Below are 14532 nucleotides of genomic sequence, written 5' to 3'. Positions count from 1 at the left end.
TCGTTTAATATGGGGTTGAATTACACATCAAGCAACATACGCGCTGGATCTTCCAGAAGGTCCTTGATAGTAACGAGGAATTGTACCGCTTCTTTGCCATCAATCATACGATGGTCGTATGACAACGCTAAGTACATCATAGGCAGAATTTCCACCTGACCATTAACAGCCATTGGACGATCCTGGATTTTATGCATTCCAAGGATAGCCGTTTGAGGTGGGTTCAGAATCGGTGTAGACATCAATGAACCAAACACGCCGCCGTTAGTAATCGTAAACGTACCGCCTTGCATGTCATCCATACCTAGCTTACCGTCACGGCCACGCTTGCCAAAGTCAGCAATCGTTGCTTCAACATCCGCAAGGCTCATTGCATCGGTATCGCGCAGCACAGGTACCATCAAGCCGCGATCCGTAGATACAGCAACACCAATGTCCTGATAGCCATGATAAACCATGTCATTGCCATCAATAGATGCATTCACTGCTGGGAAACGTTTCAGCGCTTCTGTAGCCGCTTTAACAAAGAAAGACATAAATCCTAAACGTGTGCCGTTATGGGTCTTTTCAAACAGATCTTTATATTGCTTACGAAGCTCCATGACTGGCTTCATGTTCACTTCGTTGTACGTTGTTAGCATCGCAGCGTTCTGCTGTGCTTCAACCAAACGCTTAGCAATGGTTGCGCGTAAACGTGTCATTGGAACACGCTTTTCAACACGCTCGCCTACCGGTACGTTCAACGCTACTGGAGCAGCTGCCGCAGACGCAGCTGGAGCAGGAGCAGGAGCTGATGCAGCACCAGACTTGATATAGTTCTGAACGTCTTCTTTGGTGATACCACCATTTTTGCCAGAACCTGGAATCTTAGAAGCGTCTAAGCCGTGCTCATCAATCAGTTTGCGAGCGGCAGGGCCAACTTTATCACCATCACCCGTTTCAGCAGCAGTAGCCGCCTCAGCAGGGGCCGAAGCTGGGGCAGCTGAAGCTGCAGCGCCGGCTTCAAACTTAGCAATAACTTCATCGCTAAGTACCGTGTCACCTTCACCTTTAATAATTTCTGTCAACACACCGTCAGCTGGTGCGACAACTTCTAAAACCACTTTGTCTGTTTCGATATCTACAATCAGATCATCCGCAGAAACGGCTTCACCTGGTTGTTTGTGCCATGTTGCAACAGTACCGTCCGCAACGGATTCAGGGAATGTAGGGGCTTTGATTTCGATGGACATATCTATTCCTTTTAAACTCAAAAAGCTGCCCTTGTAAAAATGGGGCAGCTTAGTCATTAACCGTTGATTGCTTCGTTTACCAGTTGTTCCTGTTGCTCAACATGCACAGAGATATAACCTACCGCTGGTGCAGCCGATGCAGGACGACCTACACCTTGAAGGTTGAGAGCAGGATTATGCTGATGAAGAACATGACGCATGTGATGCTGAGTACAGTACCAAGCCCCTTGGTTCATTGGCTCTTCCTGACACCAAACCACAGACTCAAGGTTTGTATAGTCACGAATGGCATCGGCCAAGTAGGTTTCAGGGAATGGGTACAACTGTTCGATACGAACAATAGCAACATCTTCTTTTTCAAGCTCAGCGCGACGATTATAAAGGTCGTAATATACCTTACCGCCACACAGAACAAGTCGCTTCACGCCTTTAGGATCCAAGGCATCAACTTCACCAATTACCGGCTGGAATGAACCTTCTGCAAGATCTTCCAAGCTAGAAACCGCTTGCTTATGACGCAACAAGCTCTTAGGCGACATGACCACCAACGGTTTACGCAGCGGACGAATAACTTGGCGGCGTAACAAATGGAAAATCTGAGCTGGCGTAGTCGGCGTACATACTTGGATATTGTGCTCTGCACACAACTGCAAATACCGCTCCAAACGCGCCGATGAGTGCTCAGGTCCTTGTCCTTCAAAGCCATGAGGAAGCAGCATGGTAAGACCGCACAGTCTCTGCCACTTATGTTCACCACTGGTGATAAATTGATCAATAACCACTTGAGCGCCGTTAGCAAAGTCACCAAACTGCGCTTCCCAGATAACGAGTGAATTAGGCATCGTTGTAGCGTAGCCATATTCAAATGCCAACACCGCCTCTTCTGATAAGAAAGAGTCATATATAGTCATTGCAGGCTGTTCCTCGGAAAGGTTCTGCAACGGTACATAAGTATCAGCGGTTTTCTGATCATGCAACACTGCATGACGGTGCGAGAAGGTACCACGTCCCACATCCTGCCCCGTAATACGCACAGGGTGGCCTTGGGCAAGAATAGAAGCATAGGCTAATGACTCAGCCATACCCCAGTTTAGTTCCATTGCGCCTGCAGCCATGCGTTTGCGGTCATCAATAATTTTCTGAACCTGGCGCTGCACTACAAACCCTTCAGGGGACTCGCACAATGTACTGCCTAGCTCTTGAAGCAGTTTCAGATCTACACCCGTGTCACAATCAAATGACCACTCATGCCCAAGATAGGGTTTCCAATCAACGAAAAGCTCTGCATTTGGCTCATGCACAAGTGATTTAACAACATGCTGACCATTTTCAAGAGCTTGACGGTACTCTTTCTCGTACTCTTTACTCTCTTCAGCAGTAATCACACCTTCGTCGATCAGCTTCTGAGCATAAAGTTCACGAGTTGTTTTTTGTTTTTTGATCTGTGCATACATCAAAGGCTGAGTGCCAGATGGCTCATCGGCTTCGTTATGACCACGGCGGCGATAGCAGAATAGGTCAATAACGACATCTTTCTTAAACTCGTTACGATAATCAACAGCTAGCTGTGTCACAAAACGCACCGCTTCAGGATCATCACCGTTCACATGGAAAATGGGTGCCTGAATCATTTTAGCAACATCGGTAGAATACTCAGTTGAGCGAGAGTCTTCTTTTTTAGATGTTGTAAAGCCAACCTGGTTGTTGACTACGATATGAATCGTACCGCCTGTTTTGTAAGCACGGGTTTGTGACATCTGGAACGTTTCCATCACAACACCCTGACCACAAAACGCTTGATCACCATGGATATTAACTGGAACAACCGTTGTTCCAACGTCATCACCGCGACGATCTTGGCGAGCTCGAACAGAGCCTTCCACTACCGGTGCTGCAATCTCAAGGTGAGACGGGTTAAACGCCATTGCAATATGAACTTCACCGCCGGCGGTCATGACATTCGATGAGAAGCCTTGGTGATATTTCACATCGCCCGAGGTATCAAGCGTTTTCTTACCTTCAAACTCACTGAATAGCTCGGCCGGATTCTTGCCAAAGATGTTAACCAAGGTGTTAAGACGGCCACGGTGAGCCATGCCAATTACTACTTCTTTCGCGCCCTGCTTACCTGCTCGTTGGATTAAGGTATTTAAAGAGACGATCATCGACTCTCCACCTTCCAAACCGAAGCGCTTAGCGCCAGCGTAACGAGAGCCTAAATACTTCTCCAGACCTTCAGCCGCGGTCAGGCGCTCAAGGATCATTTTTTTCTTTTCAACAGAAGCTTCAGGGTGAGAGCGCACAGGCTCTAGCCGTGATTGGATCCAGCGCTTTTCTTGCGTATCAACGATATGCATATACTCAGCACCCACTGTCGTACAGTAGGTCTTCTTCAAATCTGCCAGTATATCCTTAAGCGGGGCCTCTTCAGCACCGAAAAACAAGGAGCCCAGCTGGAAGGTCGTATCAAAATCCGCTTCAGACAACTCATGAAAACGCAGATCTAAATCTGGAACATCTTCACGCTCCATTAGACCTAACGGGTCGATGTTAGCAATCTGATGCCCACGTACACGATAAGCATTAATCATGCGAAGTACGCGTACCTGCTTCTTCTCATGTTCAGAAGAAACACTACCACCGGCAGCAGGCTGAGAACGCTTTTGGTTCTTTGATAAATATAAAAAGTGCTCTCGCACAGGAGAATGAGGAACATCCTGAGATAGACTCTCACCGACTTTAGGCAAGCGGTCGAACTCTTCACGCCATTCCTGTGGAACAGCATTAGGATCCAATAGATAAGTCTCGTATAGTTGCTCGACGTAGGAAAGGTTTCCACCATAGAGGTGGGCGTTTTTCCAAAGCAACTCCATTACGCCTTCTTGCATTAGTTGATCACCCTGGCTCGAGGGACTTTCTTACGCAGTTAGGTTGCACCAATTACCTAACGATGTATTCGCGCAGATGCCCCTTCTTGTGTTTCCGTTTCATTAACTCAACATCACCACGAGGTAACATGGGAATGAGGATTGATATTGTACGCCTTTTCAAAAAGGCTTGATATATTCAACACTGTAGGATTTTACAGAAAGTTACAATTTTGAAGCATAAGCCTTTCGGCTAGTTAAGCTAAATTAACCAAAAAAAACGGCACCAAAGGTGCCGTTTTTATTATTAAGTCGCTTGCTGAATGAGCATGTTGCGAATTTTCCCGATAGCCTTGGTAGGATTAAGGCCTTTAGGGCAAACATTCACACAGTTCATGATGCCATGACAGCGGAAAACACTGAACGGGTCATCAAGCTCAGCCAGACGTTGACGAGTTGCCGTATCACGACTATCCGCCAAAAAACGATAAGCCTGCAACAAACCAGAAGGTCCGACAAACTTGTCTGGGTTCCACCAGAATGATGGACACGCAGTAGAACAACAAGCACACAAGATACACTCATACAAACCATCTAACTCTGCACGCTCCTCTGGAGACTGCAAACGCTCAATGGCAGGCGCTGGTGTATCATTAATCAAGAATGGCTTGATCTTCTCATACTGCTTGTAGAACTGACTCATATCTACAACCAGATCACGAATTACAGGCAAACCTGGCAATGGACGCAGTACTAATTTGTCATTCTCTACAACAGCAGAGAGTGGCGTAATACAAGCCAAGCCGTTTTTGCCATTCATGTTCATGCCATCAGAGCCACACACACCCTCACGACAAGAGCGACGGTAACCCAAAGATGTGTCTTTATCCTTCAGCAGCTGAAGAAGATCCAAAACCATAATGTCCTTACCGCCAGGAATATCAATGTGGATATCCTGCATGTAAGGGGCATCATCAGTCTCAGGATTGTAACGATATACGCTTACTAACACTGTAATACTCCCTTAGTATGTACGAACTTTAGGTGGGAACGCTTCAACAGTTTTCGGCGCAAAGTTAACCGCACGCTTTCCTACTGTCTTATCCTGAGGGAAGAACACAGAATGGCACAGCCAGTTCTCGTCATCACGCTCAGTAAAGTCATTACGCGCATGTGCACCGCGAGACTCTTTACGCTCTTCAGCCGCGATAGCGGTCGCTTCTGCAACTTCCATCAAGTTTTCAAGCTCTAACGCTTCAATTCTCGCTGTGTTGAAAGCCAGACTCTTATCTTCTAGGTGTAGATTATTCACTTTCTCGCGAATACCCTTGAGCAGTTCCAAGCCTTTCTGCATGCTTTCGCCATCACGGAATACACCGAAGTATAGCTGCATAGTTGCCTGTAACTCTTTACGAACAGCAGACACACTTTCACCTGATGTAGAGTTATTCAGGCGATTTAAGCGAGTCATAGCACGCTCAAGATCAGCTTCAGTTGCATCCTTAACCTGGTAGCCTTCACGCATCTGCTTTTCAATCTGCAGACCCGCAGCACGACCAAATACAACCAAGTCAAGCAAAGAGTTACCACCCAAGCGGTTAGCACCGTGTACGGATACACACGCCACTTCACCACATGCAAACAGACCTTCAACGATCTGATCATTACCGTCTTTATCTGGAGAAATTGCCTGACCACCGATATTAGTAGCCACACCCCCCATCTGATAATGACACGTAGGAACAACAGGAACCGGTTCTTTAACAGGATCAACTGCTGCGAATGTTTTAGACAATTCACAGATACCTGGTAAGCGAGAGTGGAGAACCTCTTCGCCCAAATGATCAAGCTTCAGGTAAACATGATCTCCGTCTGGTCCACAACCACGGCCATCCAGAATCTCAAGGATCATAGAACGAGCAACAACGTCACGGCCTGCCAAATCTTTGGCATTAGGCGCATAACGTTCCATAAAACGCTCACCATCCTTATTGATTAAGTAACCACCTTCACCACGACAGCCTTCGGTTACCAAAACACCCGCACCCGCTATACCCGTTGGGTGGAACTGCCACATCTCCATATCCTGCGCAGGAACACCCGCACGTAGTGACATTCCCATACCGTCACCGGTATTGATCAAAGCATTGGTAGTTGATGCATAGATACGACCTGCACCACCTGTCGCCAAGACGGTAGCTTTCGCCTTAATGTAAACCGTTTCACCGGTTTCAATACAGATAGCGATACAACCAACAACTGCACCATCTTCATTTTTAACCAAATCAACCGCATACCACTCATTTAAAAAGGTAGTACCCGCTTTCATATTGGCTTGATACAGCGTATGCAGAAGAGCATGACCTGTACGGTCTGCAGCAGCACAAGTACGCGCTGCCTGAGTTGGATTGTCAGGCCCTTTAGACTGACCACCAAATGGGCGCTGGTAAATACGACCTGTTTCAGTACGCGAGAACGGCAAGCCCATATGGTCCAATTCAAACACAGCTTGAGGACCTACTGAGCACATATACTCAATAGCATCTTGGTCACCGATATAATCAGAACCTTTGACTGTGTCATACATATGCCAGCGCCAATCATCATTCGGATCAGCACTTGCGATCGCACAGGTAATACCACCCTGTGCAGATACTGTGTGTGAACGTGTTGGGAAAACTTTTGTCACACAAGCAGTATTCAGTCCAGACTGAGCCAGCTGTAGAGCGGCACGCATACCGGCCCCACCACCACCAACAACAATCGCATCAAAATTAAGTGTGCGAAGTTTACTCATCTCTTAAACACCCCACAGAATCTGAATACCCCAAACGACGTAAATAAACGTCAACAAACCACACGCCGACTGAACAATAAAACGTAGTCCAGTTGGTTTAATATAGTCCGTCGTTACTGACCAAAGACCAATCCAGGCGTGAGCCGCCAAAGATAGAATAGCCAGCAGGGAGAAGATGCGCATTGAAGTACATTCAAACAATGACTTCCACTGTGCATAATCCATATCAGAATTAAACATCAGATAACCAATCATAAAGATTGTATAGGCCAGCAATACAACTGCTGTGACTCGCTGGATCATCCAGTCGTATAAGCCACTCCGGCCAAAGCTTGTGATACTTGTTACCATACCCATACTCCCGCCAGTAGAATTGCGACTGCACCTGCTGCCAGCGTAACTTTCGCGGCCTTCGTACCACTTTCTAATTCTTCCAGATGTCCTGCATCCATAATAAGATGCTTAACACCGGCGATTACGTGATACAACAATGCAGATACCAGCCCCCATGCGATAAATCGAGCAATAAAGCCCTCTTCCAGCATGGTAATTGCTTCGTTAAAGCCAGCTTCAGATTCGAGAGACAAACCTAATGCATAGGTCATAAAGAGAGTACCAAAAAATAGCACAACACCTGTGACACGATGCAGAATGGATGTAACCGCCGGAAGTGGCTGCTTGATAGTTCGAAGATCTAAATTTACAGGTCTTTTTTTGTTCACGGCTCTTGTTCACACTTTGCTGCCCATTTTGGGCAAGGTTGCTAGGAAGTGTTCAGAGAGAGTTCCTCAGACGAACATATACGCCAACACTTGTAACGTATATTCGGGTCGAGAGTATAGACAGTTAAAAACCAGATTACAACGCACCAGACAAGGCCTAAGCCTAACGTCTAGTTAGATAAAACAACGATTATTAAACACCCCTACAACTAAAAGCGTATTCTGTCCGTATAGTATTATTGGTAGAAATTAACCCTATATGCTGCAATGCAGAAAAAGCGCATTCTGTCCAGATTGACAATCCTGTTTCAATCTCTATATTGGGCAGGTCCCATACGGACCAGACTCTGAAATATGACCTATTATAAATAGAGTCAGATTATAACAAACAATTGATAGGAGCCTCTGATGGCTGATAAGAAAGCACGTTTAACTGTCGACGGTCTTGATGAAGTTATCGAATTACCTGTTTACTCCGGCACAGAAGGGCCCGACGTAATCGATGTGCGCCCTCTAACAGGTCAAGGCCTTTTCACGTACGACCCAGGATTTGTTTCTACGGCGGCGTGTGAATCCAGTATCACCTACATCGACGGTGGCCAAGGTATTCTGCTGCACGGCGGCTACCCAATCGAGCAGCTGGCAGACAAATCTGACTATCTGGAAGTATGCTTCCTGCTGCTGAACGGCGAATTACCAACACCTGAGCAGAAAGAACAGTTCGTCAATACAGTTAAACGACATACCATGGTTCACGAGCAAATGAACCACTTTTTCAACGGTTTCCGTCGTGACGCTCATCCAATGGCTATCATGGTTGCTTGTGTTGGCGCACTGTCTGCGTTCTATCACGACTCATTGGATATTGATGATGCTCACCACCGTGAAGTGTGCGCATACCGCTTGATCGCCAAAATGCCAACTATTGCAGCGATGTGTTACAAATACAGCATCGGCCAACCTTTCCAGTATCCACGTAACGATCTGGATTACGCTGATAACTTCCTGCAGATGATGTTTGGTAACCCTTGCGAAGAGTACGTAACCAACCCAATCCTCGCTAAAGCGATGGATAAGATCTTCCTTCTTCATGCTGATCATGAACAGAATGCCTCCACATCGACTGTACGCCTGGCAGGCTCCTCTGGTGCTAACCCGTTTGCATGTATAGCATCAGGTATCGCTGCCCTTTGGGGACCAGCTCACGGCGGTGCAAACGAAGCTGTATTGACGATGCTAGAAGAGATTGGTGACGAGTCAAACATCGAAGAGTTTATCCAGCGCGCTAAAGATCCTGAAGATAACTTCCGCCTGATGGGCTTTGGACACCGCGTATACCGCAACTTCGACCCTCGTGCTAAGGTCATGAAGCAGACCTGTGACGAAGTTTTGGCTGAACTGGGCATTGAAAACGATCCTCTACTGAAGATCGCTAAGCGCCTTGAGCAAATTGCGCTGGAAGATGAATACTTCGTCGAGCGTAAGCTGTATCCGAATGTTGATTTCTACTCAGGCATTATCCTGAAAGCAATCGGTATTCCAACTAACATGTTTACCGTTATCTTCGCGCTGTCACGCACCATCGGCTGGATCTCTCATTGGAGCGAGTTCCACAGCAGCCCGAACAAAATCGGCCGCCCGCGTCAGCTTTACACTGGCCCAAGCAAACGCGATTACCCTAACTAATCGCTGGCTCTGATAAAAAAACCCGCTTTATGAGCGGGTTTTTTATTTAGTGTTCAGGTCCACTCAGCCAATTAATCTCTATAGCCGTTGCTGCGCCAACCACTGCATGTTCAAGGCTTGGCGGAATCAGAGCAATTGAAGGAGATACTTGTACCCTGCCCCCCATAATTTCCGCCTTGGTTTGTGGCAATAATGGAACCTTTGTGGGTTCAGCATAGCCATCAGGCCAGAGCGGCCAGCTTGTTTTTGGATCGTATTTATCCGTAGCCCCTAACGTATGTAGCAGCTCGTGTGCAGCGATAAAGTTGTTTTGCCCTTGGTACTCCACATCAGCATAGCCATTAACAACGCCGATCAAACCTTTTTGCAGCCCTAACGAATGTCGCAAGGCTTGCTGCCCTTTCGGTGAGAAAAAGCGCATATAGATGCGGATATCAGGTTCCACTCCATCCCAATTATCGTTTTTCCACGACCAGTAACGCATCGTTAAGCTCCAAAGCACATTATCCAATAAGCTTGGGTTCTCGGGTGGTTCAGGCGGGTTACTCGTTAATACGTTAGAGAGCATAACTTTAATCGGCTCATCAAGCGGAACACGATAACGCTCGACCTCTTTTTGAAAGAAAGTTTCGATATCAACAAAATGCTCAGTGATTAACGATTCGATATAGTCTTGCGTATCGGCTCTTTGATCACCATTAATGGGGTAAATCACGACCCAGAGAGAATTATTCCAATCCGTTGAGCGAGTTTTCGACAAAAAGGTATTTAGGCTAACAAATAACAGGATTAACAGCAGCACCGCAATACGTAACATTCGTCCCACAACGCCTCTCCTTGTTTTAAGGAAACTTACAAGAATATACCCGCCACAACACAGTAACGTAGGAATTTACCCAGCATAATAAAAATAGCCGAGAGAAGAAAATTGAACTTCATCCAGCCGGCCACAAAACACAGAGGATCGCCAACAATAGGCAGCCATGATAGAAGCAAAGAAACACTTCCATAACGCGTTAGATACAACTTAACGTGGCGGTGACTTTTTTGCTGCAACATGCGAAAGGGGTATCGGATAGCAACCAGACGCCCCATAGCAAAAGTGATAATGCCACCTAAACCATTACCGAGCGTTGCGATGGCTATCAGCTGTTCAGTTGGGTATTGGCCGTCTACAGTTAACCAAGCCAGATAGGCTTCCGACCCACCGGGAAGTAGTGTCGAGGAGATCAAACTACTGACAAACAACCCCCAAAGCTCTGGACTCATTGTTGCTCCAACCCCTGGCGAACACAGGCCAACAAACCCATATCATAAACACCGGCCAGCGCTTCATGCACAGGGCGCAATGCCTGACCAAAACGTTGCTGACAATCCAGAATCACTTGTTGAATGTGCCTCAGTTCTGCCTCAGGTAGCTCAACGACCTCTTCCACGCTTAACTCACCTTTAGCAATACCTTTTGCTAGATGCCCATAAATAACCTTCTCAGACAAACGTTGCATACTCGCAACTTGAGCAACACTCATACCCGCCTTAAACAAGGTTACTGACTCTTGCGCTTGAAGATCAGGCGAACGATCGTCTGTAGAGGTTTCTCGAATAACTTCTAAAAAATCGTCCCCATAGAGCGCTAATTTGCGCTCCCCGACACCACTAATTTTATGCAGCTGATCTGACGTTGCAGGACGATACATCACCATTTCCATCAAGGTAGCATCATGGAAAATCACATACGGGGGCACATCCTGATCATCCGCTAAGCGCTTACGCAGTACTTTTAAGCGCTCCCAGAGTTTGTGATCGTCAGCATCCAATTTTTGTTGAGGGGCGCGCTCTTTTCTGTAACCGGCTTGCTTCTCACGCTTATCTTCGCGAAGCATGATACTTTCAGCACCCTTTAATATAGGCCGACACTTTTCACTTAAGTGCAAAACTCCAAAGCCTTCGCTATCAACTTCTAGAAGTCCACGAGCAACCAATTGCCGAAACACCGAGCGCCACTGATTTCTATTCAGCTCTTTGCCAATACCCCATGTTGATACTCTTTGATGGCCAGCATCTTTGACTTTATCGGTGACACTCCCCAGCAAAACATCAATAATATGATTAACACCAAAGCGCTGCCCAGTACGATAGACCGCTGACAATGCTTTACGTGCGGCTTCTGTGCCATCCCATTGAGGCACGGGTTCAAGGCAGGTGTCACAGTTTCCGCAAGGCTTATGATCAGTTTCACCAAAGTACGCTAATAGCATCTGGCGACGACAGCTGGTGATTTCGCACAGACCTAACACCGCCTCTAGTTTCTGCCGCTCAATCTGTTTGAACTGCTCTTCGGCCTGAGACCCCTCCAGCATTTGGCGCAAAAAAATTACATCCTGCAAACCATAAACCATCCAAGCATCCGCAGGTTGGCCATCACGCCCCGCTCTGCCCGTTTCTTGATAGTACGCCTCGATACTTTTAGGTAAGTCCAAATGCGCAACAAAGCGTACATTAGGTTTATCGATTCCCATGCCAAAGGCGATGGTTGCAACCATAATGATGGGGTCTTCAGTAAGAAACCGATGCTGGTGATGCTGACGCAACTGAGGTGGCAACCCCGCATGGTAGGGCAATGCATTCAAGCCTTTTTCTTGCAGCCAAGCGGCTGTTTCCTCAACCCGCTTGCGTGACAAACAGTAAACAATACCGGAGTTACCTTGGTGTTCTTGGTTTAAAAAAGCCAGCAACTGCTCCCTTGCACGATTTTTCTGCCCTATGCGATAACGGATATTGGGGCGATCAAACCCTTGAATAAAGACCTGAGCCTCACGCAGATACAACCTAGAGACAATCTCATCACGGGTACGCCCATCAGCCGTTGCAGTCAGCGCAATACGAGGCACATGGGGGAATTCTGCCATCAGTTTAGGAAGGTTTAGATACTCAGGGCGAAAATCATGCCCCCATTGAGAAACACAGTGAGCTTCATCAATGGCAAATAACGCAATCGTTCCCTGTTGCAACAAGGATAATGTTTTAGGTTGCAAGAGACGCTCGGGAGCCACATAGAGAAGATCCAACTGCCCCCGTATAAACGCTTGCTCAACTTCTGTCTGAATAACAAAGTCCAAACTTGAATTTAGGCAAGCCGCCCGAATCCCCAATTGCGATAAGCCTGCGACTTGATCTTGCATGAGTGCAATCAATGGGGAAACAACGATTGCCGTGCCATTCCTTAGCAGGGCCGGCAACTGGTAACACAGTGACTTTCCTCCGCCAGTCGGCATAACAACCAACACATCCTTTGCTTCTACAAGGTTGTTAATAACTAGATCTTGAGGCGTGCGGAAGCGGTCGTATCCGAAGACTTCTTTAAGTACGTGAAGGGCTTTATCTGTCATGGCGGGAATTATCCGGAATGGGAAGCGTCCTGTCATCTTAATTTATCGCTGACGGAACCTCTCGCAAGGAGTAGAATAGCCAAAAGCCTTTTTTCTAGGAAGCCAGATAATGCACCCAACTTTAGATTACAAACCTTTAACTGATGAAGAGCTTGACCTGCTAGAAGCGTTTATTTTTTCTGAAGCAGTGTCCGAAGACTCTCTTGATCTGATTGGAATTCACGGTTTCCTGTGTGCGCTTAACATCAGCCCTGTGAGTGTTGACACTACAGAATGGCTTGAGTTGCTATTTGATGGCGAACCTAATTGGCAATCCTCTGAGCAAGCAACGCTTATCACCAACCTACTCCTACGCTGGAAAGATGCGATTTGCAGCGATCTCTACAATGATCGCGAGTTAGGTATGCCTTGCGAGCTGACCCTGATTACAGATAATGAAGAGTCCGAGCTGGAAATCTGGGCCCAAGCCTTTATGGAAGGCGTTTTCATGCGTGAGGATGAATGGTTTGGAGAAGGCTCTGACAAAGAGGAAGCAATTGCCGAGCTAATGCTACCGATCATGGTGGCGTCTAACCTCTTTGAAGAGAAAGAGTTTACTGAGATTCGCAAAAATCGCGTGATCTCTGAGCAAATGGCCAATGAAATACCAGAAATTCTGGTAGATCTGTATCTGCTCTTCCACGCCCCAGCCAACTAAACACAGGCTGATGAAAGCTCCCAGCCAATGACTGGGAGTTTTTATATTAGCAATACACGCGAGGTACGCGTTTCGTTACACAGGTCAACAACGTGTACGGAATTGTTCCACAATGTTTAGCGACCTCTTCTACCGCAAGATTGGCACCCCAGAACTCTACCGTTGCGCCTATCTCCACACCGGCTATATCCGTTAAGTCAACGCCACACATGTCCATCGAAACACGACCGATAATGCGTGTACGCTGGCCATTGACCATTACAGGGGTACCGGTGACTGCATGGCGGGGATAACCATCACCATATCCCATAGCGACCGTACCAATACGCATAGGCTTGTCTGCCCGAAAAGAAGCGCCATAACCAACAGCATCGCCCGCTAGAATTTCACGGATTGCAATCACTTCGCTTTGCAAGGTCATTGCCGGCATTAGCTGGTCAGCATATTCATGAGCGTCTTCAAACGGCGAAGCGCCATACAGCATCAACCCCGGGCGAACCCAATCCCTATGCAATGAAGGCCAACCCAAAGTGGCAGGTGAATTTGCTATACTATGAGGCGCGTCCAGATCAGATGTTGCTTGATCAAAGGCAGCAATCTGCTGGTAGGTATATGCCGACTCAAGCTCATCCGCACAAGCTAAATGACTCATCAGCACCACTGATTCAACATTAGGCGATGCTTTGAGCCGCTTAAACTCAGCGGCATACGTTTCAGGTGCCATACCTAAACGGTGCATGCCCGAATCCATCTTTAGCCAAACATTGAGCGGCTGAGTAAGTACTGCTTGCTCAATCCATGTGATTTGCTCAGGTCGATGTACCGCCGTCCAAAAATTATTGGCTGAAACCACCGCCAACTCATCTTCAGTAAAAAAGCCTTCGAGCAGCAGTATCGGCTTTGTAATGCCGGATGCGCGTAGCTCAAGCGCTTCTTCGATACAAGCCACACCAAAAGCGACAGTTTCCGGCTCGAGAAATCGAGCGACCTCTGCACTTCCATGACCATAGGCATCAGCTTTAACAACGGCGATAGCTTGCGCACCTGACGCCAAACGCTTCGCCAAGCGGTAGTTATGCCGTATCGCGGAAAGATGAATGACTGCTTGAGCTGCACGCCCCATGTTATCTCCTAAAATCTAA

The 14532-nt window shown here is 47.2% G+C and carries 12 protein-coding genes; 2 read left to right on the top strand and 10 right to left on the bottom strand.

The window, feature by feature from the left end:
- Positions 1-20: 20 nt before the first annotated feature.
- From odhB to sdhC, 6 genes are all read right to left on the bottom strand, one after another.
- Complete coding sequence (gene odhB, locus F0U83_RS05670; protein WP_138988615.1) at positions 21-1232, bottom strand: 2-oxoglutarate dehydrogenase complex dihydrolipoyllysine-residue succinyltransferase; 1212 nt, start codon at positions 1230-1232, stop codon at positions 21-23.
- A 56-nt stretch (positions 1233-1288) separates the two neighbouring features.
- Positions 1289-4120, bottom strand: coding sequence for a 2-oxoglutarate dehydrogenase E1 component (locus F0U83_RS05665; RefSeq protein WP_138988614.1), 2832 nt, complete (start codon positions 4118-4120; stop codon positions 1289-1291).
- A gap of 286 nt (positions 4121-4406) precedes the next feature.
- Positions 4407-5111 carry a succinate dehydrogenase iron-sulfur subunit gene (locus F0U83_RS05660; protein ID WP_138988613.1) on the bottom strand — a complete coding sequence of 235 codons (705 nt, stop codon included), beginning with the start codon at positions 5109-5111 and terminating at the stop codon, positions 4407-4409.
- Positions 5112-5123: 12 nt separating this feature from the next.
- Positions 5124-6896, bottom strand: a complete 1773-nt coding sequence (gene sdhA, locus F0U83_RS05655; protein ID WP_138988612.1) for a succinate dehydrogenase flavoprotein subunit — start codon at positions 6894-6896, stop codon at positions 5124-5126.
- Positions 6897-6899: 3 nt separating this feature from the next.
- On the bottom strand, positions 6900-7247 hold the full coding sequence (sdhD, locus tag F0U83_RS05650) for a succinate dehydrogenase, hydrophobic membrane anchor protein (RefSeq protein ID WP_138988611.1): 348 nt from the start codon (positions 7245-7247) through the stop codon (positions 6900-6902).
- Complete coding sequence (gene sdhC / locus F0U83_RS05645; RefSeq protein WP_138988610.1) at positions 7241-7618, bottom strand: succinate dehydrogenase, cytochrome b556 subunit; 378 nt, start codon at positions 7616-7618, stop codon at positions 7241-7243. Before sdhC ends, sdhD begins: the two co-directional genes overlap by 7 nt.
- Before the next feature lie 408 nt (positions 7619-8026).
- On the opposite strand from sdhC, the gene gltA reads away from it, so the two are divergent.
- Complete coding sequence (gltA, locus tag F0U83_RS05640) at positions 8027-9304, top strand: citrate synthase (RefSeq protein WP_138988609.1); 1278 nt, start codon at positions 8027-8029, stop codon at positions 9302-9304.
- Between the two features lie 46 nt (positions 9305-9350).
- On the opposite strand, the gene F0U83_RS05635 is transcribed toward gltA, so the two are convergent.
- The 3 genes from F0U83_RS05635 to recQ are packed head-to-tail and all read right to left on the bottom strand — an operon-like array spanning position 9351 to position 12693.
- Complete coding sequence (locus F0U83_RS05635) at positions 9351-10121, bottom strand: hypothetical protein (RefSeq protein WP_138988727.1); 771 nt, start codon at positions 10119-10121, stop codon at positions 9351-9353.
- 35 nt (positions 10122-10156) lie between these two features.
- Positions 10157-10573 carry a YqaA family protein gene (locus F0U83_RS05630; protein ID WP_138988608.1) on the bottom strand — a complete coding sequence of 139 codons (417 nt, stop codon included), beginning with the start codon at positions 10571-10573 and terminating at the stop codon, positions 10157-10159.
- The gene (recQ, locus tag F0U83_RS05625) at positions 10570-12693 is read right to left on the bottom strand and encodes a DNA helicase RecQ (RefSeq protein WP_138988607.1); all 2124 of its coding nucleotides are present in this window, start codon (positions 12691-12693) and stop codon (positions 10570-10572) included. The genes F0U83_RS05630 and recQ overlap by 4 nt, the downstream gene beginning before the upstream one ends.
- Positions 12694-12802: 109 nt before the next feature.
- Between recQ and F0U83_RS05620 the strand changes: the two genes are divergently transcribed.
- Complete coding sequence (locus F0U83_RS05620; RefSeq protein ID WP_138988606.1) at positions 12803-13390, top strand: YecA/YgfB family protein; 588 nt, start codon at positions 12803-12805, stop codon at positions 13388-13390.
- A gap of 46 nt (positions 13391-13436) precedes the next feature.
- Here F0U83_RS05620 and alr read toward each other — a convergent pair whose 3' ends face one another.
- Positions 13437-14513: an alanine racemase gene (alr, locus tag F0U83_RS05615; protein ID WP_138988605.1), complete on the bottom strand. Its 1077-nt coding sequence runs from the start codon at positions 14511-14513 to the stop codon at positions 13437-13439.
- Between the last annotated feature and the right edge of the window lie 19 nt (positions 14514-14532).

The sequence above is a fragment of the Neptunomonas concharum genome, from assembly GCF_008630635.1.
Classification (GTDB): domain Bacteria; phylum Pseudomonadota; class Gammaproteobacteria; order Pseudomonadales; family Balneatricaceae; genus Neptunomonas; species Neptunomonas concharum.
This window is presented reverse-complemented; position numbering and strand designations above follow the sequence as displayed.

What these genes read in the sequence shown, in the direction of transcription:
- odhB (WP_138988615.1), bottom strand. Translation starts at nt 1,232, where the DNA reads ATGTCCATCGAAATCAAAGCCCCTACATTCCCTGAATCCGTTGCGGAC.
- F0U83_RS05665 (WP_138988614.1), bottom strand. Translation starts at nt 4,120, where the DNA reads ATGCAAGAAGGCGTAATGGAGTTGCTTTGGAAAAACGCCCACCTCTAT.
- sdhA (WP_138988612.1), bottom strand. Translation starts at nt 6,896, where the DNA reads ATGAGTAAACTTCGCACACTTAATTTTGATGCGATTGTTGTTGGTGGT.
- sdhD (WP_138988611.1), bottom strand. Translation starts at nt 7,247, where the DNA reads ATGGTAACAAGTATCACAAGCTTTGGCCGGAGTGGCTTATACGACTGG.
- gltA (WP_138988609.1), top strand. Translation starts at nt 8,027, where the DNA reads ATGGCTGATAAGAAAGCACGTTTAACTGTCGACGGTCTTGATGAAGTT.
- F0U83_RS05635 (WP_138988727.1), bottom strand. Translation starts at nt 10,121, where the DNA reads ATGTTACGTATTGCGGTGCTGCTGTTAATCCTGTTATTTGTTAGCCTA.
- F0U83_RS05630 (WP_138988608.1), bottom strand. Translation starts at nt 10,573, where the DNA reads ATGAGTCCAGAGCTTTGGGGGTTGTTTGTCAGTAGTTTGATCTCCTCG.
- recQ (WP_138988607.1), bottom strand. Translation starts at nt 12,693, where the DNA reads ATGACAGATAAAGCCCTTCACGTACTTAAAGAAGTCTTCGGATACGAC.
- F0U83_RS05620 (WP_138988606.1), top strand. Translation starts at nt 12,803, where the DNA reads ATGCACCCAACTTTAGATTACAAACCTTTAACTGATGAAGAGCTTGAC.
- alr (WP_138988605.1), bottom strand. Translation starts at nt 14,513, where the DNA reads ATGGGGCGTGCAGCTCAAGCAGTCATTCATCTTTCCGCGATACGGCAT.